This window comes from Haladaptatus sp. T7, from assembly GCF_026008575.1.
Taxonomy (GTDB): Archaea; Halobacteriota; Halobacteria; order Halobacteriales; family Haladaptataceae; genus Haladaptatus; species Haladaptatus paucihalophilus.
The window spans coordinates 1-20,599 of sequence record NZ_BROP01000010.1 but is presented as its reverse complement, the minus strand read 5'-3'; the positions used below and the strand labels follow the sequence as shown (position 1 = coordinate 20,599).

Genomic DNA, 20,599 nt, shown 5'->3' with positions numbered 1-20,599 from the left:
CAAATATCGGTAACTGTCGGTCGTGATTTTACGGTGCGATGCGGCTCGTAATCCCACTTGGGACGGACGTGTCTTAACCGACTGGGCCGTTCCCAGTCGATGAAAACGGTCGTCGATATTTATCTGGACTTTCGAAGCGGGACGCCGACGACCGGATGCCGGGTCTGCATGAGAACGGATTGGGTGTTGCTACCGAACAACACCTTCTGAGCGGGGCTCCGTTTCTGGGTCAGGCCGAGCGCGATTTCGTCGGCGTCGGTCTCGTCTGCGGCGGTGAGCAGGTCGTGGGCGGGGTCGCTCGCGTTCGTGTTCTGCTCCGTCTCGACGTCGAACGTCTCGCCGAGGCGGTCCTCGAATACCGAGAGCGCCTCCCGTCCCTGTTCGACCATCTCCTCGTCGTTTCCGCCGTGGAGGGAGTTCAGGACGTGAACCTCGTCGGCTTCGGTAAGCCGCGATTCGAGGTAGTCACAGAGCTTCTCGCTCGTCTCGGCGCTGTCGGTTCCAGCGACGATTCGGGTCATACGTGCACAGATACGCGGGGGAACCATAAACCGGTTGGCAGGCGAAATGACGTGATTCGGTCGGTACACGATTCTTTCACCATCGTTTTGGAACTATCGCGGTTGGCTCACCCGCGGATTTCCACAACTATACAATCCCGCCGCCACTGACACAGTGACATGAACGACATCGCTCGGCTCGCGGACCGCATCCGCGACGCCGAAACCGTCGTCGCGTTCACGGGTGCGGGGATGAGTACCGCGTCGGGAATCCCCGACTTCCGAAGCGATTCGGGTCTTTGGAATCGGTTCGACCCGGAAGATTTCTACTACCAACGGTTTCGCGCCGACCCCGCCGCGTTCTGGTCCGACCGCCTCGCGCTCCACGAGACGATGTTCGGCGACGACATCGAACCCAACGAGGCCCACGACGCGCTCGCCGAACTCGCCGACGATGGGCAGCTAGACGCCATCATCACGCAAAACACGGACGGCCTCCACGCGTGCGGCGGCCGCGGCGATTCGATAGCCGCGGAACTGCTCGAACTACACGGCAACGCCCACCGCGTCGTCTGTGAAGAGTGCGGGCGGCGAACGGACGCCGCCCCGGTTCGTCGTCGCATCGAATCCGGCGAACTGCCACCTCGATGTGGCGACTGTGGCGGTCTCTTCAAACCGGACGTGGTGTTGTTCGGTGAGCGGTTGGACGAGGACACGCTCTATCGCGCTCGCCGCTACGCACAACGGGCGGACGTGTTCCTCGCCATCGGGTCGTCGCTCACGGTCGAACCGGCGGCGTCGCTCCCGCGAACCGCCGACCGCGGCGGAGCGACGACGGCCGTCATCAACTTCGACGAAACCCCGTTCAGTCCCACCGCCGCGTTCGACGTTCGCGGGGACGTGACCGACGTTCTCCCCGACCTCAGGGCGAGCGTCGTGGAGTGACGGATACGCCTCGCATCACCGGCATCGCTCCGTATCACCGGCATCGCTCCGCACCACCGGCACCGCTCCGCACCGTTCGAACGCGTCTCCGCGCCCCGACCTCTCGGATTCGTGACGGAAGAACGGTTTTTGATGGTGCGGGTCGTACGCCCTATCATGGTTGATAATGACACACAAGCAACCGTGGAGGTCGAGGTCGGCGAGGACGTCGCGGAACCCGATTTCGACAGTCTCTCCGGCATCGTCACGGACGGGTTCATCGGTGCCATCGGCGGCCTCGTCGGCACCGCCGTCATGACGGCCGTGTTGCTGGTCGGGACGACCCTCGGCGCGTTCGACCTCAACTCGTTTTCCGTGCTGGCGCGGCTCACGGGTGCCGACGTGCTCCTTCCCTCGAATCCAGCGGCCGTCGGGTACGTCATCTTCCTCGGCGGCGGGATGATCACGTGGCCGCTCCTGTTCGTCTCCATCGGGTCCTACCTGCCGGGCGAGACGTACGCGGCGAGGGGGATTCCCTACGGGTTCGTCCTCTGGACGGGGTTCGTCCTCGCGTTCTACGACGGCTACACCGGGGTTCTGCTCGCGTTGTACCTGCTGTTGACCCTGCTCGCGCACTTCGCGTACGGCTTCGCCCTCGGCTCCGTGTTCGATTATCTCTCCAAGCGCCCGACGACGCTCGTCTGATTTTTGCGAACGACTCGTCGGGAGAACCCATCGACGTCGAGTACTCGTGTTCGGGTCGCCGTTCGTGTTTTTGAAAAAACGTCGTGGCGAACGGGACGAAATATCCACGACTGCGAACGGGTCGGGTCGGAGACGTGTCGCCGATAACTGAACTACTATTTCCCGTCGGCCCCTAGATGTCGTATGGACATCCCTGACGAGAGTCACGCGGGGGCGAGTCAAGCGCTCTCCCGACTTTCCACCCCCCTGCTCGCGCTCGATTCCGACTGGCGGGTCACGTATCTCAACGACCCGGCGCGCGAACTGCTCGGCGTCGGAATCGACGAGCGCCTCCCGTCGGCGCTGCCGACCGCGGTCGGGGAGACGATTCTCGACCACGCCGAGACGGCGATTCGCAACGACCGAACCGAATCGTTTTCCGTCGCCACGGACCCCCGATACGAGGCGACCGCCCATCCCGACGCGGACGGCGTAACCGTACTGTTCCGTGAGCCGACCCCGGCCGCGACCGAGGACGTCATCGCGGAACTCGACCTGAAGGAGCGAGCCATCAACGAGGCACCGGTCGGCATCACCATCGCGGACGCGGAATCGGGAGACCAGCCGCTGTTGTACGTCAACGAAGCGTTCGAGGAACTGACCGGGTACGACTTCGACGAAGTGCAGGGACACAACTGCCGGTTCCTCCAAGGGGAACATTCGGATGCGGATGCCGTCGCCGCGATGCGCGACGCCATCGACGCCGAGGAACCCGTTTCGGTCGAACTGCTGAACTACCGCAAGGACGGCACCGAGTTCTGGAACCGGGTGGACATCGCGCCGATTCGTGACGAGACGGGGACCGTCACCCACTTCGTGGGCTTCCAGACGGACATCTCGGAGCGAAAGCGCGCCGAGGAGGCCGCCCACCACCGCGCCACCGAGCTCGAACACCTGCTCGAACGAATCGAGGGACTGCTCGGGGACGTCACCAGCGAGGTCGTGGAAGCGCCGACCCGCGAAGCCATCGAGACGGCCGTCTGTACGCAAGTCACGCAGGTCGAACCATACAACTTCGCGTGGATCGGCGAGCGCGACGTTCGAACCGACGCCGTGGAGGTGCGGACCGTCGCCGGGGAGTGTGACCCCGACCCCGACCACCCCATCGTCACCGAGGCGCTGGAGACCGGCGAGCTACAGGTCGATACCCTCGGAATCGAGGGCTGTGCCGCTGTCGCCGCCCTTCCGATTTCCTATCACGACACCGAATACGGCGTTCTGGCAGTGTGTGCGACGAAAGCCGACGCGTTCGACGAACGCGAACAGGTCGTGCTTCGCTCGCTCGCTCGCGCCATCGGCAGCGCCATCAACGCCCGCGAAACGCGCCGCATCCTCATCGCCGACAGCGTGGTCGAAGCCGAGTTCTCGTTCCGCGGTTCCGACCTCTTTTTCGTCGATATCGCGGACCGCGCCGAAGCCGACATCAGCTACCTCCAATCGACCAATCGGGAGGACGGGTCGGTCGTCTCGTTCTTCTCGGTCCGCGGGGCCGCCCCGGACGACGTGCTCGATATCGTGGACGACCGGGACGACGTGCTCGACGCGCGACCGGTCGCTGAACAGGACGACGAAACCGTGTTCGAGTTCGTCCTTCCTTCGGGGACGCTCGTCTCCACGATGTCGGATTACGGCGGTAAGACGCAGACCATCACGGCGACGCCAGACGAGTCCCGCGTCCTCGCGGAGTTTCCACAGGATGCCGACGTTCGCGGACTCATCGAGCGACTGAAGGAGTCGTATTCCGGCACGGAACTGCTCGCCTATCGACACCACGAACGCCCGGCGAAGACCAAACAGGACTTCATCGAGAGCCTGACCGACACCCTCACCGAGCGGCAGTTGACGTCGCTTCAGAAGGCCTACGTCAGCGGCTTTTTCGACTGGCCTCGACCGGTGACGGGCGAGGAACTCGCCGAGTCGATGAACATCTCCCGCTCGACGTTCCACGAGCATCTCCGGGCCGCCGAGCGGAAACTGTGCGCCGAGTTCTTCGGCGACGGCTCGCAGTAGGGTGTGGCCGATTCCGTTTTTCTCACCCTACGAACTGGCGTATGCACCGCTTACTTCCGCGGCAGGCGTCTCATAACAATATAGGCTGTCGTGAACATCTCTGCTATGCCCGGCGTAATCGGTGGTACCGTCAGCAGTCGAGCACTCGGTGAGATGTTCGATGCAATGGACGACGAGGAGTGGTACGAGACCGCGGAACGCTCCGTCGGTGACTGTCGAATCGGACTCGTTCATCACGGCGACCGCGACCCGAACGGATGGACGACGTGGCAGGACGGCGCGCGCGTCGGCATGCTCCACGGTGTGGTATCGAACCGCGCCGAACTGGGCTGTTCGACCGCCGACATCTTCGAACGGGTGCTCGCAGACCCCGACCGAACGCTTCCGAAACTCAGCGGTCCGTTTCTGCTCGTCGCCGCCGACCGCACGACTACCATCGTCGCGAGCGATAAACTCGGGACGCGGCCGTGTTACTACTCGTCCGTCGATGGGTTCCTGTTCGGCAGTCAACTCTCCTCGCTCGTCACACGGCTCCACGACCCGCGGGTCGACGAGCGGGCGGTGAGCGACATGCTGTTCATGGGCTACGTGTTCGGCCGCAAGACGCTCGTGAGCGACGTTCGGTCGCTCCGCCCCGCGTCGTACCTCCGGTACGAGGACGGTAACGTCGAATCGCATCGATACTGGGAACCGGACTTCGGCATCGCTCCACAGGAGGGGTACGTGGACGAGGCCGTCCGTCGCTACCGCCGAGTGGTCGGCAACGTCGCCGATACTATCGACGGGCGAACGGGGGTGTGGCTCTCCGGCGGACTCGACAGCAGGACGCTCGCCGCCGCCTTGAAACGAGAAATCGGTTCCGTCCGAACGTTCACCTACGACAACTCCGCGACGCAGGAGGACCGCACGGGTGCCGAGCGCGTCGCAGAGTCGCTTTCCCTTCCCAACAAGTTCTGTGAGTACTCCGCCGGGGAGTTCGTCGATACCATCGAACGCGGTGTCGACATCATGGACGGGATGTTGCAGTGGTCGTTCTTCGTCAACCTTCCGCCCGTCTTAAACGACGTGTCGGGACAAGTGGACGTGCTGTTCGAAGGAAGCAGCCAAGGCGAGTTCTTCGGCGACGTGCTCTATCGGTCGTATCTGACCGGCAAGTCGTCGGTCGATGCGCTGGTCGCCCAGAAAGGACAACTCCCCCCCGCTGACGTTCGAACCCTCCTCTCGTCGGACATCTCCCCCACGCAATCGCTCGGTCGCGTGGTCGAGGAGAGCACACAACCTCGGCGAGAACATCGCACGCTCGACGCGCTCTGGGAACTGTTCGCCGATTCCCACTTCCGGTCGAATCGACTCTACCGCAGTCAGGCCGGAACCCGCGTCCCCTTCGCCGACGGCGAGTTCATGAATCACGTCGCCCGGATGCCCTATCAGCGATACCGAATCGGCTCGATTCCCGGCACGCGCGGCCGAATTCCGTCGGCCGTCGCGCCCCTCAAACTCGAAGTGGCGCGGCGAGTCGGTGGACCGTCCGCCACGGTTCCGTACAACCGGACGAACCGACCGCCGACGTCGCCGTTGGCGCTCCACGCCGCCGGTTTCGTCGCCGATAACGTCAAGAAACGACTTACCGGGCCGGACACCTGTTTGATGGGTCGGTGGTACCGGACCAATGCGACGATGCGGTCGTTCGTCGATGGCCTGTTGGACGACGCCTGTAGCCGCGAGGTCTTCGATTCGAACGCGATTCGGAATCTCCAACACGAACACCTCGACGGGCACACGGACCATTTGAAGCCGATTTCGGCGATCACGACGCTCGAACTCTGGCTCCAAAAGCACCTCGACGCCGCCCGTCCCAGTGCGGGTCAGCGCGTTCAGGTGCGCGAAGCGAAATAGTATATAAACTATTTTGTATACATTGAATCTGAATAGCAACGTTCAATAGTCGCCGATTGAACGATTCGAACGCATGGTACGCGATGAGACGGTACGTGGCGTCCGGTCGCGGAACAGTCTTCGTGCACCCTTCGCCCCGTCTCTCGTCAGGTCGTCTCGATGCTGTCTCTCGTTTGGCTCGTCTCGCGGATTTCGATGGAGACGCGACGACCGCCGTTTTCTGAATATAATTATCGGAACCATTACACCACACTATTTTTGATAATTTTGAAAAAACGGGCTTATATTCGGGTAATCTAATAAATACTGGCCGTTCTAACAGTAACGTATAAGCATTCAGGCTGTGATGCCGACACAGGTTGGTCACGAGTGGCTCAACAAACGGACGACAAATCGACAACCGAAACTCCAAAATCCAAACTTGCAGCTCTGCTCCTCCCCGTTCTGGGTGTCTGCTGGGTGGTGTTTATGGCGTTCCCCGGATTTCTCGGTGAGGAGACGACCATCGATTACGCCGCGATGGCGCTCGGTGCCGGATTGATGGTCGCCGGTGTGTTCCGATTCCTCTACTCTCCCTCGGAGACGGACGAATAGCGCCGAAAGAGGGAGGACGCTGTGGCGCGTATTGGCGGCGATGACGCTCGGCGTATTCCTGCTCGTCGAACTGGGTATCGCCATCGTGTTCCTCTCGGTCGGCATCGCTCTCATCTCCCGCTGCCGGGCGGACGACGAGTGGCAACCCCGCGGCCTCGTGGACATGGAACGCGACGCCGGAATCGACGAAGAGTGGCGCTAATCTCGCCACTGCGAGTGAAGCTCGCTGTGATGTGCCCGCTCGTCGGGGTCGGTGATGATGGAAATCATCTCCCTCCTGTCGAGGCCGTACTGACGGTCGTCGTTGCGCGTGACGAGTGACCGATTTCGCAGCTCCGTCAGAAGGCTTTGAATCTGTTCGACGGACGCCGTTACCGCGGCCGCGATTTCGTGGACGGTCATCGGTCCGTCCGTTGCGAGCGTCTCGACGATATCCCACGTGTGGTCCTCGTTGCACAACGATTCACGTCGTGCAGCGTCGATTCGTACCGCAACGGGGTCCGCGTTCGCTAACTCCACGAGCGAGGCGGTTTCGGAAACCGAATCGTTCGAGACGGCGCCCCCGAGTCGCCGCCCGCGCTCCCGAAGCGCCCGTTGGTAGGCCTCTATCGAGCCTTTGTCGTCCGGGCTTTCCCGTCCCTCCGAATCGTTTGCTCCCCACGTCTTCCCCGCCGTCGCGGTTCCGTCGGTGGTTTCGAGACGTTCGTCGGTGGGTTCGGAGGATTCGGCGGATTCGACGGTAGACTCGTCGGATTCGGCGGTGTCCGTTCCGTCGGCGTCGGTCGGCGCATCCGATTCGACCGATTCGAAGTCATCGTAATCGTCGTGGTCGTCTCGGCTCTCCGGTTCCCCGATGTCCTCGATATCGCGGTTCCACTCGCCGAACGAGCGGAGTTCCGTCTGCTCGTTCTCCAGTTCCTCGACGCGCTCTCTGAGCTCCCGGATTCGCTCGTTTTTCTCCCGGAGTCGTTCCTCGAACTCCTCGGGGCCGCCGAGGTCGCCGTGGGCGAGAGCGTTCGCCATCTTTCGCGCCGCGTTTGACACGTCTCGCGCCGTCTGCAGCTCGTTTTCCAACTCGGCGATTCGTTCCTGCTTGCGCTCCAGTCGGCTTTCGAGTTCGGCAACGCGGTCGTGTTCTTGTTCCTGTAGTTCCGTGATTCCCTCCAAATCCTCCATCAGCGCGTCGCTGACGGATTTGAGCTCCGGTCGCTCGAAGTCGTCCAATCCCGGCGTCGCGCCCGCGTCGAACGTCCGTTTGCGGTTGAACTGCACGCGTCGAATTCCGCTGTCGGTCCAGTCCGTCTGCACGAAGGCCTCCCCGGCGTTCAGGTTTGGAACCTCCTCGCCGTACTCGCTGCCGACGATTCGGCTGACGACTTTCGTGTCGTTTTCCCACGTCAGGCGGTGCCAGACCAGCCAGTTCGCCTGCGTGATGAAGTCCTTTTTCACGTCGGCCGGGCGCTGGCTGATGCCCATGATTCCGAGTCCGTGTTTCCGCCCGCGTTTGCCGACCTTGATGAGCATCTTGCCCGTCTCGCCCATCCCGCCGCCCTCCGGGATGTACTCGTGGCACTCCTCGACCACCAGCAAGAACGGCTTTTTCAGCTTCTTCTCCTTGGCGAACAAGTGGCGCGCCGTCTCGCGGATGAGCGCGTCGGCCTCGTCCTCGTCCAGATATCCCGACACGTCGATGATGATGGGGACGTTCTGTTCGAGCGCCAGCGACGCGACCTTCTCGGCGTGTTCCGCGCCGACTTGGATGTCACACTCCTCGTCAGCGCCGACGTGGAGGAGTTCGTACTCCTCTTTCAGGCCGTAGTACTCGCCGTCCGCGTCGATGATGGCCACCGGATAGCCGGCGTCCAGCAGTTGCTCGACGACGACGGACGCCGTGTTCGACTTCCCGCTTCCCGACTTTCCGGTGACGAATCCCCGTCCTGTCAGGATTTCGACGACCGGAATCGCCACTTCGGTGTCGTCGGCGACGAGATGACCGACCGGCAGTTGTTGTTCGTTGTCCATTCTCTTACATCCCGATTCGACAGAGATTCCTTCAATTTTTGCATCAGGGGTATTTTGCGTCGATGCGGGTCGAAACACCGACGGATGGTCGTGTCTGGTCGCGGCTTCCGGTATAAACGTTCGGACGGTTCGAGTTTCGAGTACCGACGGCTCGATTGTACCGTCTCTCACTCGTGTACTATCGTAAACTGTGAAATACTGAATCGTATCTGATTTTACTGAACGACTGTTCTCAATACTGAATTTTCTCGTATGACACTAAAATATACTAGAAGACACTGACTCTTACTGAAATATACTATCCGTCGAACTGGAAAGTGAATAGACGAGCGAGGCGGAGTAGCCTGCACGCCGCGCCGTAATCGCTTTCCCGCGTGCGGTCGAACGGTCGGCTAGCATGGCGATTCTGGGCAACGCGACGTTCATCGAGGGGTCCCTGACGTGAAACGCATCGCCGTCGTCGGCGGCGGTGTCGCCGGGTTCGGCGTCGCGCTCGCCGCCGGTGACGACGCGGACGTGACGGTTTTCGAGCGCAACGAGCGCGTCGGTGGCCGCGCCGCGACGCACGAGCGGGCGGGCTGCGTCTACGACGTCGGCGCGAACTACGTCAAAAGCGACGACGAGCGCGTCTCCCGGGTCGTTCGGGAACTCGGGGACGGCTTGGTCGAAACCGACGGTCCCGTCTGGACGTTCGACGCTGACGGCGAGATTTCCGAAGGGCGCGACGAGGAGACGCCGAAGTGGACGTATCGGAACGGCCTCGGGACGCTCGGGAAGCGGTTGTGCGAGGCCAGCGGCGCGACGGTCAGGACCGACACCCGTATCGCCGGTCTTCGCCGTCACGACGCGTGGTACGTCGAGGACGACGACGGCGACGAGTACGGGCCGTGGGACGCGCTCGTGCTCACCCCGCCAGCGCCGATAACGGCGTCCCTCCTCGACCTCGCGGCGTGGGACGACGAGGCGCGTCGGGAACTCCGCGAGCACGTGGGTCACGTGCCCTACCGTCCGATACTCTCCGTCGCGCTGCACTACTCGTTCGACATCGAGCGACCGTACTACGCGCTGGTGAACGCGGACAAAGAACACGAAGTCGGATGGGTGGCGCGCGAATCCTGCAAGCCGGGTCACGTCCCGGACGGCGAGAGTCTGCTCGTCGTGCAGATGGCCCCCGACTGGTCGGCGACCCACTACGATGACGACGATTTCGAGGTCGCCACCGCGGTCGCGGACCGGGCGGCCGACCTCCTCTCCGAACACTCGCTCGCGGCACCGGACTGGTACGACGTGATTCGCTGGCGGGATGCGCTCCCGGACGACGGGGCCGACAGGAACGTGCTTCGACAGGGAGCCGCGGCGGACCTCTTTTTCGCCGGCGATTGGGTGGCTGGAGAGGGTCGAGTCCACCGCGCGCTGGCGAGCGGACTCGAAACGGGCGACGAGATTTCGGACTGACGGCGTTACCCCGCCCAGTTGTCGTGCTCCCGAATCGACGTTGCTTTGTTGTGGTACTCCTCGTAGAGCGATTCCGCCCACGACCGGACTTGGGGGGAGTCGGTGTCGGCGAAGACCCGGAGGACGCCGGTTTCGTCGTAGCCACCGACGCCCACGCGGTCGTCGAAGATGGCCAGTCCGAATGGCAACTCGTCGTGGATGTACAGGTCGAGTTGTCCGCTCTCGATGGCCGCCTCGGTCGCATCGTGGTGGTCGTCGAGGATTTGGTCGATAACCGGGGGGAGATAGATGATCTCGGTTCGCATGCCGTCGAGGATGCTGTCGCGGATCTCGTCCACGTACATCGGCGCGATGGTGGTCGTATCGAACCCGCGGAGCGTCCCGGAGTCGCGTAACAGAGAGACGAAACGGCGGACCGGCCGGTACGGGTCGCCCGACTCCTGGACCGTGATGGTCGCGTCGGCGAGCAGTTCGACGTCGATGTCGGTTCGGTCGAGGGACGGCAACAGCGCCCCTAACTTCTCCGCGGCGGTAACCGTGTCCTGCAAGTGTTCGACTTCCCGAGCCACGATTCGACCCAAGGGGGTGAGTTCGTACGTGCCACCGACGCGACGGATGAGCGTTTTATCTGCCAGCTCCCGGACGATTCGATGTGTCGTAGTCCGTGACACGTCGATTTCGTCCTGTAGCTCCGCACGCGTCAGCGACCGCCCCGCCAACGCGTGCAACGTATCCGCCCGCTTGACAGCGGTGACGACGATTTCCGAGTTCCCACTGTCACTCATCGACTGTCACATGGTCCTTCTCCGGTATAGTGTTTCACTCTGCGAACCGCGTTTCGCGTTCCGGGACGGTTCCGTAATGCGGCAGTATTCCGCTCAGTAATTATATCATTCCTGGATTCCATTTTCGTTCATGGCTGTCGAACCAAAAACGACGACCGACGTTACCGAATCGGCCAGTTCGAGTTCCGGAACGGGACTCGACGAAAACATCGCCGGAGCGCTGGCGTATCTGTTTAGTCCCCTGACGGGTATCCTGTTTTTCCTCCTCGAAGGGGAAAACGAGTTCGTCAGGTTCCACGCGGCACAGAGCATCGTCTTCGGCGTCGGCCTGTTCGCGGTGTACGTCGGGATGACCGTCTTCCAGATGATGTTGCTCCTCGTTCCCCGTCTCGGCGGGTTGCTCTCCCTGTTGTTCTCGCTGGCGTATTTCGTCGTCGGCTTCGCCGCCTTCCTGACGTGGCTCTTCCTGCTGTACAAGGCGTACTCGAACGAGCGCTTTGCCCTCCCCGTGTTCGGCAAACTTGCGGCCCGACTCGCGTAACATGCGACGGATAGCACTTCTCATCGTCGTCGCGGTCGTCGTCTCCGCCGGATGTTCCGGTGTTTCGAACCAACTCGACGACTCCGCCCCGGACGGGTCGTCGGGTGGCGACGGCGCGGCGGGAACGACCGTGGATGACGCGTTCCTCCCGTTCGCGTTCGAGCGCCCCGGAACATACACCTACGAAACCTACGAGAAGGATGCCGGGACCGGGACGATAGTCTGGGACGTCCAGTCGGTCGATGGCGAAAACATCACCATGCGCGGTTCGTTCACGCACGACGGGAAGACCGAAGAGCGGACCGCCACGTTCACGCGGGAGGAGGCGCTGGTGCAGGTCGCGTTCCTGCCGGGCGGTGAATACGCCAGCATGACCATGTTCTCGCCGTCGATGAACGGCGTGTACGGCAACGACTTCCGCGTCGGCAACACGTGGACGGTCCCGTCCTCGAAAGGGACGATGACGTACGAGATAACGGGGACGAAGACGTTCGCCGGTATCGAGTGCTACAACTCGGAGATCAGGGTCAACGGCTCGATTTTCACCGATGCCTGCTACTCGCCCGACCACGGCACCGCGATGTACGGCGTCATCTACGACGAGGACGGGACGAAAGTCCGAGAGATGAAACTGGTGGACTACGAGCGAAACTAACCCTTCTTCACGGCCTCTCCACCTTCGGTTCACGTTCGTATCGCTGAACGCCACCAGAAGAGCGATAATCCCCCGGTGCACACACCGCTTCTCGAAGAACTCGAAGAAGGTAAACCATGAATTCCTCCCGTCATCGAACAGTCGTGGTGTTGACTGCCTTGCTTCTCGTCGCGACCGTCCCCCTCGGGTTCGTCGTCTCGGCGAGTGCGGGCGAGCCGATGCACCACGCGACACCAGCACAGCCGGAGTCGAACGCGCCGACGCTCGATTCGCCGGTTTCCGTCGGTCCCTACGGCCGACCCACGTCGCAAAGCGTCTTCGCGGCGGCGGAGTACGCCGACATCGACGAGGCACCCGGTTCGACCACCGTTCGGAGCTACAGCCGATACGACGGGTCGAATCCCCTCGAAAACTCGACCCGGGCGAAGATATACGACGCTATCGCAGATGAACCCGGACTCTCCCTCTCGGCGTTGAGCGAGCGGACCGAAATCCCCCGCTCGACGGTTCGATACCACGTTCGAATCCTCCAAGAGGAGGGGTTGGTCGAGACGACCACGGTCCGCGGGAAACGTCGCGTGCATCCGGCCGGGGACGAGAACCCCGAGCTAGCCGCCTCGCTCTCGGATGATTCGACGGCGACCCTGCTCGAAACGGTGGCCCGCGACGGTCCCGCGAGCGTCTCCGACCTCGCGGACGCGCTCGACCGAACGCCGGGAACCGTCTCGTATCACTTGGAGCGCCTCGCCGACGACGGGCTCGTCGAGCGGGAACGTGCTGGTAACGCGGTCGTCACGACGCTCGCCGACGACGTTGCGGCCGCCATGGATACCGGGAACGCCATCGACGCCGACTGAATCGGTTTTGAAGGACTGGTCAAAACCTCCTTTTAACTGCCGTGACTGGTCGTAGGTGCGGACGGATGCGGGGCACCCGAGAAACGAGACAACCTGACACGCGGACCGTGCCGTCTCCGAGTGACGTGCGTCACTCCCAACCCAGAGACGTTCCCTGCACCGCACCGCGACAGCAGTACCCTGACAACCGACTGTCATTCCCGTGGTAAACGACGGGTATGCGGGCGACGCGCCCGACACTCGTCTTCGTGCTTCGGCCTTCCCAACCCCTACCCAGACTGCCGTCTCCGTTTCCACGCACCGAGCGCGGCGTTTCCCACGGTATTTCACTTTCACTCTACTCCGGTGAGCTTTTTGTCTCTCACGTTCGAAACGCGATGCATGAGGCTGATGCGACGGTTCGGCGTGGCCGAAAAGTCGGACCGTCCGTACGAGTGCAAGCGGTGTGAAACGGCGTTCTCGGTACAGTATCAAGTGTGTCCCGAGTGCGGCAGTTACTCCGTCGAGCGAGACGAGTGGGACTGACGAACGAACAGTTCGTCGCCCGCTTCCACGTCGTCGGCCACGTCCCTCGAAAACTCGAACACGGCATCCCCCGTTCCGCGGGCCGTCCCCGTCCATTTGGGCAGCCGGGCGACGCGCGTCACCCGTCCGCCCGTCGTCCAGACCACATCGAGCGCGAGCGGTGTCAGTACCGTCGACGCCCGATGGTCGCCGACCGAATCGAACTCGAACACCAGCGCGTGGTCGCCGGACGCGGCGAGTCGGACCAGTCCGCCGACCCGCGAACCGAGGTCGGTGACGTATTCGCCCCGTGAAACGAGTCGCCGCTCCGCCCCGTCCCGTCGATGAACGACGTGCACGGTCATCGTTCTCGCCGAGTCGTTGTCACGTTTTCTGTCCTCGATAGCCGTGACCGAGAAGCAGCGTACAGACGTGCAAGGCGAGCAACCCGACGAATATCGGGAGGATGTTTCCACGTACCCCGTTGAGAAGGAGGGGGAGGTAGACCAGCGGAAGCGATACCGATAACCAGAAGCTGACGAGTTGAACGGGTGGGGTGACGAACTGATGACTGACCGTGGAGAGTATTTCGACCAACGACATGATAGATTCCACACCCCTCAGTATGAATACTATTGGCCGGATAATCGCGTCTAACCGGTGGTTAAGTCGCTCGGTGGGTGCGGGCGCGAACCCATTTTCCCCGACGTAACCGAACCCCACGTGCCCCGTTTCGACTCGATTCCGTCTGACTCCGCCATCATTCGATTCGCTCCGAGAGCGGTGGCTGTGGACCGTAAGACAGCCGATTTCTGCGAACCGTGCTCACGTCTTGCCTTTCTTCCGCTGAGGCGTATGACTGATGTTCATGATTGTCTGACGATGATTTATGATTTCGCGGGGTGTATGTGAGACACAGAGTCCCGTGCCCCACGGGAGGATGTTCCAATGTCCAACTCAGGTAAGCACACGCACCCCGCGGAAACGGCCCCCGAAACGTATCACACGTGCCACGACTGGACCGACTCGAAACAGCTCAGTACGACCGTCATGACGGCCATCGCCGAGGCGATGGACGCCGACCCGACCGAAATCGGTCCGCTGTACGACCGATTCGACCCCGACGCGCTGGACGGGTTGTTCTCCCCGCGCAGCGACGGGGCTCCGCGAACCGGCGGTCGCGTCGGATTCACCTTCGAGGGGTATCACGTTTTCATCAGGAGCGACGGACACATCTCGGTCCGTCCGTTGCCCGACGTCGGCGACGTCATCGACGCCCCCGATGTCATCGACGCCTCCGACGCCCCTGACGCCAGCGAAGGGACGTAGATTTTTGTCGCTCCCGCTCCCACGGGACGGTAATGCGATGATTCAGCTACCGATACGGCGGTGTCCGTCCTGTGGCTATCTCGGCCCGGTCGGACGCTTCGTCGACGACGAATCGAACGTGACGTGTCCCCGATGCGGCAACGAACTCGGGGGAATCTACGACCCTCGACTGGCATGAGCGACAAGAAACTCGGCGACGCGATAGCGGAATATCTCACCAGCATCGAGGCGGGCAACTACCGCGCCAACGCCGGGTCCGCACTGAAGGGATGGGAGCACTGGCTGGCCCGCGAGCGCGACGTCACCCACCTCGATTCCGTTGACGTCATCGACTGCCGCCGCTACGCGCGACATCTCAAGCGACAGGTGCGCGACGGCGAGGTAAAATCGTCCACGGCACACACCTACTACGCCTACGTCCGGGCGTTTCTCGGCTTCTGTGAGGCGGACGAACTCATCTCCCGAAACCCGGCCGCAGTCTCGCGGGCGACGGCCGAACTGCCGGAGGACACCGCCGACGCCGACCGCCAGTTCTGGTCGGCCCGCGACCGCAACGCGATACTCTCGTTCATGGACCGCCGCGTCGAGGAGGCGCTGGACGGCGAGGCCGACGTCTCGCGCGAACGCGCCTACCGCGACCGCGCGCTCGTCCGACTGCTCGCGCTGACCGGCGTCCGCGGCGCGGAGGTGTTCCGCGACCCGGCGGACGACAAGCGGAGCGGCATCGCGTGGGACGACGTGGACATCGAGGGCGGTTCGGTTCGCGTCTTCGGCAAATCGCGCGAGTACGAGTACGCCCAACTGCCGCGGAAGGCGGCGGACGCGCTGGAGCGCTATCATCGGGTGTACGACCCGCCGACACCACGGTTTCCGGTGTTTCCAACCGACCACGCACCCTCGAAGTACCGAGTCGCGCGGGAGGCGTTAAGCGAGGAGTTTTCGGAATCGCGCGTCGAGAAATTACTCGACGAAAACGACATCGACGACGTGATACGCGACCACGAAATCGTCCTCCCCGCGATATCCACCCGCGGCGCGCGCAACCTGATGAAACGCCTCTGCGAGTCGGCCGGACTCGACATCGACGGCGAGTACCTGAAACCGCACGGCGCGCGGCGCGGACTGGGCCACCAGTTGTACAGCGAAGGACACGCCGAACTGGCCCAGTCGGCGCTCCGTCACGCCTCTATCACGACGACCCACGAGAGTTACTCGAACATCCGCGCCAGCGAGACCGCGGAGCGCGTGGACGACGTACTGGACGAGGGCTGACTCGCGCCGACGTCTGCCCGGTATCGCGTTTTCTCGACCCTTTTCGACGGGTGTACCAGAACCCCTTTTCTCGCCGACTCGCTAGTGTCGAACGATGAGCGAATCGACGCGAGGAATCCCCCGGCGCGAGTTCATGAAAGCGGCCGTCGCCATCGGCGGGTCGGCGGCGCTGTCGGCCTGTCTCGACCGGGGCGGAATGCCGGACGTACCGAAGGGACCGTCCGACCTCTCGACGCTCCCGGAGCGACAGCACGCGTGGAATCGGTTTCTCGCCACGGACGACCACGGCAACAACGTGGCCGCCCGTCACAAAATCCTGCTCTTCCTGAACTACCGTGGCGACGGCACGCCGACCGACGCCGAGCGTGAGACGGTCGAACGGTCGCTTCGGAGCCTCGAACGCGCCTACAAGCGCGGCCACGACGGGTTGTTGTTCTCCATCGGCTACTCGCCGTCGTACTTCGAACGGTTCGGCGCGACGGACGTGCTCCCGAAACCCAAGGCGCTCGCGTCGTTCGAGGACCCGAAACTGGACGAACAGGACGCCGTGGTGCAACTCGAAAGCGACCATCCACAGCTCGTCCTCGCGGCCGAGGAGGCGCTCCTCGGAAACCGCGACGAACTGAACGGCGTGGACGTGAGCGGCGTCACGGACGTGTTCGAGAAGGCGGACCGACGGACGGGATTCGTCGGGGACGGCCTGCCCGCTGACCATCAGGACGTGAACGGGATTCCCGACTCGAACCCCGTCCCGGAAGACGCGCCGCTCTACATGGGGTTCAAGTCCGGCTTCAAGAAGAATCAGGCGAGCGAGGACCGAATCACGATTCAGGACGGACCGTTCGCGGGCGGGACCACCCAACACATCTCCAACATCGAACTGCACCTTGACCAGTGGTACGAACAGGACAGCCGCGACCAGCGCGTCGGCAAGATGTTCTGTCCGGTGCACGCCGAGGAGGGGAAAGTCGAAGGCGTCGGGAACAATCTCGGCGATTCGAGCGAGATGACGGACGAGTGTATCGACCACGTGGAGGACCACGCCCGAGAGCGCGGCATGGTCGGCCACTCCCAGAAGGCCGCCGGAGCTCGAAAGGACGACTCACCGGTCATCCTCCGACGGGACTTCGACTCGACGGACGGCGGCAAGGCGGGTCTCCACTTCGTCGCCTTCCAGCGCACCATCGAGGACTTCGAATCGACGCGCACCGCCATGAACGGCGACGACCTCGCCGGAAACTCCTCCGTGGGTCAACGGCTGAACAACGGCATCCTCCAGTACATGACCGTGACTCGACGCGGAAACTTCCTCGTCCCGCCGCGCTCGCTTCGCTCGCTTCCGACGCCGAACCCGACATAACCGCATCGGGCGACTCGGGTGGCGTTCTCCCCTTTTCGACGGGTGTACCAGAATCCCTTTTCGCGGGGAGTGGTAATTCCGAACCAATGAATCGCCGTAGCGTTTTGCGGACCGCCGGCGTCCTCGGCGTCTCCTCGCTGGCAGGCTGTTCTGGGCTGTTCGAGACACGGACGATGGCACGAGCGCCACCGCTCGTCAAAAATCGGCCGGACGCGGTGTACATCCCGACGCACAAGGAGGGCATGGAGATGGCGGGGATGGCGAAACAGGGTCGATACCGCCTCGCGCTGTTTTACTCCTACCCGCACCGCTTCTGGTTGATGGGCGGCGGGACGGCGAAACAGGAGAAGAAGGTTACCATCAAGGACGCAGACGACCTGCACCTGATGGCGTCCGTCTGGGATTCGAAGACGAAGACGGTGCTCCCAACCGGAAACGTCCAGGCCGAACTGTCGAACGGCGACTGGAGCGACAGGAGATCGCTATGGCCCATGCTCTCACAGAACATGGGTTTTCACTTCGGGGACAATATCGGGCTGAACGGAGAGGGGAAATACACCGCAAAGATACGCGTTTCCGGGTTGGACGTCCGCCGGACGGGTGCGCTCGCGGGTCAGTTCGGCGACGGCGCGACGCTCACCACGGAGTTCGAGTTCGATACGGACACGGTGGAGCAAATCTCGTACGAAAAGCTCGACGGCAGGAAGGGCCAGAAAGACGCGATTCAGCCGATGGAGATGAACATGCCGATGAGCCACGTTCCTCAAAAATCGGACCTTCCGGGCCGACTCGTCGGCGAAGAATCGAGCGGCGACGCGAAGTTCCCGGTTACGGCGGTCGAAAACTCCGACTTCGCCGAGGACACGTATCTGCTCGTCTCGCCGCGAACGCCGTATCGCCGCTATCCGATTCCGAACATGTCCCTGTCGACGACGCTGAAGCGGGACGGAGAGGCGGTGTTCGACGACGCGCTGAACGCCACCCTCGACCCGGACGTCGGACTGCACTACGGGGCGAACGTCCCGAGCGTCCGGACGGGAGACGAACTCACGGTTCGGGTGGACTCGCCGCCCATCGTTTCACGTCACGAGGGGTACGAAACCGCGTTCCTGAAGATGCCGAAAATGCAGCTCTCGGTTTAGAAGGCGTCGAATAGCGGCCAGACGAGGACGGCGATCCACATGACGAGACCGGCCTGTACCAACGTGTTCCAGCGTCCGTCCGTCTCCTGATACGAACCGCCGACCGCGAGCACGCCGACGACGCCCAGAACGGCGAGTCGGTGTAACACGACCGCGATGGGAAGCACGTTGACGCCGATGCTCCGATAGTCGAAGAGGAACCCGAGACCGAGGGCGAGGATGGCGACGGCGAACCAGTCCGTCGATTGCCGTCCGTTCGGAAGGGAAACCGCCGCCAGCGGAAGTCCGAGACCGAGAACGAGGTAGCCCACACCGGCGATTGCCTTTATCGGGACGGACGGGACGGTCGTCTCCACGGCGATGCTCGCGCTGCGCACGAACAGCGGCAGTCCGAAGAGAGAGACGCTGAAGGCGATGCCGCGTTGCACCGTCTCCCTCGTCAGCCGCGAAGCGAGGTCCCGAATCGTATCTTCCATGGAGTCCCTCAGGTTAATCGAGCCGAGGAGTAAGACCGCTATCAACGCCCCTGGAACCGGTCCCATCTCCGCCTTCGGTCGCAGGTCAACGACGGAGACCCACCCGTTGGAGTCGATGATGCCGCCGTTCGCGTACCGTTGGCGGGAGACGCCGTCGACGTACCACTTCCCGTAGTACTGTCCGTCGAGGTGGTACTGTGCTTTTTCGAGCGATCCGACCGTGTGCCGGAGTCGAAACCAGTCGAAGTATTCGTGGTGGGCCTGGATGGCGGTCCACGTTCCGTTCCCCTTCCCGCCTTCGTACAGTCGAAGGTGATAGCGCGAGCCGAAGTACGCGCCGTCGTGGAGTTGGGCCGTCTCCGTCATCCATCCGCCGCGCGGACCCGGCGCTTGGACGTACGTGTACCGAACCGCTCCCGTCGTGTTGTGCCACTCGACAGCGCCTTTGCCGACGCCAGCCGTCTCCTCGTCGCTGGCGACGCCCTGCCACTCGTTCGAGTCGTTGTTCCACTGTGCGTCCCGTCGATGTCTGAGTTCGCTCACCACACGCGACGCGGGTCCCTCGACGACGACGTTGATAGGAAGCGTCAACGAGTCGTATTGTTTGTGGCGGCTCGTGAACGGCCACAGTTTCGCCGAACTGTTCGGATTCGGCGAAACGAGTCGAACGTCCCTGGTACGCTTCGGGTGCGGTTCGTCTCTCGGATTCGGGCTGAGGAATCCGGGCTGAACGACCAGGAGACTGAACAGTATGAGAAATATAAGACTGGTAGCAACTCGCCTGTTCAACCCGATGCGAGAGCCGGGCATGGTTGCCCGGAAATTAAAAACCGTGTAAAATTAGTGTATCGGCCATTTCGTCACACAAAACCCTGAATGGTTCAAAAACCGTTCATACTGCGAATGTGAGTCGAGTTCAGGACGGTCGCCGGAAACGAAAGGGAGTCCGGTTCGCTTAGGCGGTGACGCCGCCGTCTTGGCTCGCTTCGAGCAGTTCCTGATACCGGTTGCGGATGGTGACTTCGCTCACGTTGGCGACGTCGCTGACCTCGCTCTGTGTCACCTTCTCGTTGCTGAGCAGGGATCCGGCGTAAACGGCGGCGGCCGCGAGACCGACCGGCGATTTGCCGCTGTGGACACCCTGTTCCTTCGCGGTCTTGAGCAGGTCCTTCGCCCGGCGCTCGGATTCGTCGCTGATGTCGAGGTCCGAGGCGAACCGCGAGACGTAGCTCAGGGGGTCGGCGGGTTGGATTTCGAGGCCGAGTTCGCGCACGATGTAGCGGTAGGTGCGCTTGAACTCCATATCGTCGATGCGGCTGACGGCGGCCACTTCGTCCAGACTGCGCGGAACGCCGGTCTGACGTGCGGCGGCGTACACCGCCGAGGTTGCGACGCCCTCGATGGACCGTCCCGGAAGGAGGTCGTCGTCGAGCGCGCGGCGGTAGATGACGCTCGCGGTTTCCCGGACGTTCTTCGGAAGGCCGAGCGCGCTGGCCATGCGGTCGATTTCGCCGAGCGCCTGTTTGAGGTTGC

Annotated in this window: 23 protein-coding genes; 16 read left to right on the top strand and 7 right to left on the bottom strand. The window is 62.8% G+C overall.

Going from position 1 to position 20,599, the window contains the following annotated elements:
• Positions 1-119 precede the first annotated feature (119 nt).
• Entirely contained in the window at positions 120-521 is a 402-nt protein-coding gene (locus OPC11_RS20560) for a universal stress protein (RefSeq protein WP_018129076.1), read from the bottom strand.
• Positions 522-680: 159 nt separating this feature from the next.
• On the opposite strand from OPC11_RS20560, the gene OPC11_RS20555 reads away from it, so the two are divergent.
• The 6 genes from OPC11_RS20555 to OPC11_RS20530 all read left to right on the top strand — a co-directional run bounded on the left by OPC11_RS20555 (position 681) and on the right by OPC11_RS20530 (position 6,870).
• A complete protein-coding gene (locus tag OPC11_RS20555; RefSeq protein ID WP_007980656.1) occupies positions 681-1,445 on the top strand; it encodes a Sir2 family NAD-dependent protein deacetylase in 765 nt (254 codons plus the stop codon).
• Positions 1,446-1,601: 156 nt separating this feature from the next.
• Entirely contained in the window at positions 1,602-2,129 is a 528-nt protein-coding gene (locus OPC11_RS20550; RefSeq protein WP_264783214.1) for a DUF6789 family protein, read from the top strand.
• A 183-nt stretch (positions 2,130-2,312) separates the two neighbouring features.
• Positions 2,313-4,178: a bacterio-opsin activator domain-containing protein gene (locus OPC11_RS20545; protein WP_264783213.1), complete on the top strand. Its 1,866-nt coding sequence runs from the start codon at positions 2,313-2,315 to the stop codon at positions 4,176-4,178.
• 105 nt (positions 4,179-4,283) lie between these two features.
• On the top strand, positions 4,284-6,074 hold the full coding sequence (locus tag OPC11_RS20540) for an asparagine synthase-related protein (RefSeq protein ID WP_264783212.1): 1,791 nt from the start codon (positions 4,284-4,286) through the stop codon (positions 6,072-6,074).
• A gap of 468 nt (positions 6,075-6,542) precedes the next feature.
• Entirely contained in the window at positions 6,543-6,668 is a 126-nt protein-coding gene (locus OPC11_RS20535; RefSeq protein ID WP_007980665.1) for a hypothetical protein, read from the top strand.
• A gap of 40 nt (positions 6,669-6,708) precedes the next feature.
• Positions 6,709-6,870 carry a hypothetical protein gene (locus OPC11_RS20530; RefSeq protein ID WP_007980666.1) on the top strand — a complete coding sequence of 54 codons (162 nt, stop codon included), beginning with the start codon at positions 6,709-6,711 and terminating at the stop codon, positions 6,868-6,870.
• Here OPC11_RS20530 and OPC11_RS20525 read toward each other — a convergent pair.
• Positions 6,867-8,690: a DUF87 domain-containing protein gene (locus OPC11_RS20525; RefSeq protein ID WP_264783211.1), complete on the bottom strand. Its 1,824-nt coding sequence runs from the start codon at positions 8,688-8,690 to the stop codon at positions 6,867-6,869. The genes OPC11_RS20530 and OPC11_RS20525 overlap by 4 nt on opposite strands.
• A gap of 441 nt (positions 8,691-9,131) precedes the next feature.
• On the opposite strand from OPC11_RS20525, the gene OPC11_RS20520 reads away from it, so the two are divergent.
• Positions 9,132-10,145 (top strand): FAD-dependent oxidoreductase, encoded by a 1,014-nt coding sequence (locus OPC11_RS20520; RefSeq protein ID WP_264783210.1) that lies wholly within the window; start codon positions 9,132-9,134, stop codon positions 10,143-10,145.
• A 5-nt stretch (positions 10,146-10,150) separates the two neighbouring features.
• On the opposite strand, the gene OPC11_RS20515 is transcribed toward OPC11_RS20520, so the two are convergent.
• Entirely contained in the window at positions 10,151-10,930 is a 780-nt protein-coding gene (locus OPC11_RS20515; protein ID WP_264783209.1) for a hypothetical protein, read from the bottom strand.
• A gap of 130 nt (positions 10,931-11,060) precedes the next feature.
• On the opposite strand from OPC11_RS20515, the gene OPC11_RS20510 reads away from it, so the two are divergent.
• The 4 genes from OPC11_RS20510 to OPC11_RS20495 all read left to right on the top strand — a co-directional run bounded on the left by OPC11_RS20510 (position 11,061) and on the right by OPC11_RS20495 (position 13,508).
• Positions 11,061-11,471, top strand: a complete 411-nt coding sequence (locus OPC11_RS20510; RefSeq protein ID WP_069452944.1) for a hypothetical protein — start codon at positions 11,061-11,063, stop codon at positions 11,469-11,471.
• Position 11,472: 1 nt separating this feature from the next.
• Positions 11,473-12,126, top strand: a complete 654-nt coding sequence (locus OPC11_RS20505) for a hypothetical protein (RefSeq protein ID WP_264783208.1) — start codon at positions 11,473-11,475, stop codon at positions 12,124-12,126.
• A 116-nt stretch (positions 12,127-12,242) separates the two neighbouring features.
• The gene (locus OPC11_RS20500; protein WP_264783207.1) at positions 12,243-12,983 is read left to right on the top strand and encodes a helix-turn-helix domain-containing protein; all 741 of its coding nucleotides are present in this window, start codon (positions 12,243-12,245) and stop codon (positions 12,981-12,983) included.
• 381 nt (positions 12,984-13,364) lie between these two features.
• A complete protein-coding gene (locus OPC11_RS20495; RefSeq protein WP_154652464.1) occupies positions 13,365-13,508 on the top strand; it encodes a hypothetical protein in 144 nt (47 codons plus the stop codon).
• Here OPC11_RS20495 and OPC11_RS20490 read toward each other — a convergent pair.
• Entirely contained in the window at positions 13,478-13,852 is a 375-nt protein-coding gene (locus OPC11_RS20490; protein ID WP_264783206.1) for a DUF192 domain-containing protein, read from the bottom strand. The genes OPC11_RS20495 and OPC11_RS20490 overlap by 31 nt on opposite strands.
• A gap of 19 nt (positions 13,853-13,871) precedes the next feature.
• Positions 13,872-14,090 carry a hypothetical protein gene (locus OPC11_RS20485; RefSeq protein WP_007980682.1) on the bottom strand — a complete coding sequence of 73 codons (219 nt, stop codon included), beginning with the start codon at positions 14,088-14,090 and terminating at the stop codon, positions 13,872-13,874.
• Positions 14,091-14,435: 345 nt separating this feature from the next.
• Here OPC11_RS20485 and OPC11_RS20480 point away from each other — a divergent pair, with 345 nt between their 5' ends.
• The 5 genes from OPC11_RS20480 (at position 14,436) to OPC11_RS20460 (ending at position 18,590) form a co-directional block, all read left to right on the top strand.
• Entirely contained in the window at positions 14,436-14,816 is a 381-nt protein-coding gene (locus tag OPC11_RS20480; protein WP_264783205.1) for a HalOD1 output domain-containing protein, read from the top strand.
• 37 nt (positions 14,817-14,853) lie between these two features.
• Positions 14,854-14,994, top strand: a complete 141-nt coding sequence (locus tag OPC11_RS20475; RefSeq protein WP_018129072.1) for a hypothetical protein — start codon at positions 14,854-14,856, stop codon at positions 14,992-14,994.
• Positions 14,991-16,088: a tyrosine-type recombinase/integrase gene (locus tag OPC11_RS20470; RefSeq protein ID WP_264783204.1), complete on the top strand. Its 1,098-nt coding sequence runs from the start codon at positions 14,991-14,993 to the stop codon at positions 16,086-16,088. The genes OPC11_RS20475 and OPC11_RS20470 overlap by 4 nt, the downstream gene beginning before the upstream one ends.
• 94 nt (positions 16,089-16,182) lie before the next feature.
• Positions 16,183-17,448, top strand: coding sequence for a Dyp-type peroxidase domain-containing protein (locus tag OPC11_RS20465; protein WP_007980687.1), 1,266 nt, complete (start codon positions 16,183-16,185; stop codon positions 17,446-17,448).
• A gap of 86 nt (positions 17,449-17,534) precedes the next feature.
• Positions 17,535-18,590 (top strand): iron transporter, encoded by a 1,056-nt coding sequence (locus OPC11_RS20460; RefSeq protein ID WP_264783203.1) that lies wholly within the window; start codon positions 17,535-17,537, stop codon positions 18,588-18,590.
• On the opposite strand, the gene OPC11_RS20455 is transcribed toward OPC11_RS20460, so the two are convergent.
• Positions 18,587-19,609 carry a hypothetical protein gene (locus OPC11_RS20455; RefSeq protein ID WP_264783202.1) on the bottom strand — a complete coding sequence of 341 codons (1,023 nt, stop codon included), beginning with the start codon at positions 19,607-19,609 and terminating at the stop codon, positions 18,587-18,589. The two genes, OPC11_RS20460 and OPC11_RS20455, sit on opposite strands and share 4 nt — an antisense overlap.
• A 412-nt stretch (positions 19,610-20,021) precedes the next feature.
• Positions 20,022-20,599, bottom strand: a 578-nt coding sequence (locus tag OPC11_RS20450) for a transcription initiation factor IIB family protein (RefSeq protein WP_264783201.1), incomplete at its 5' end; no start/stop codon positions are given.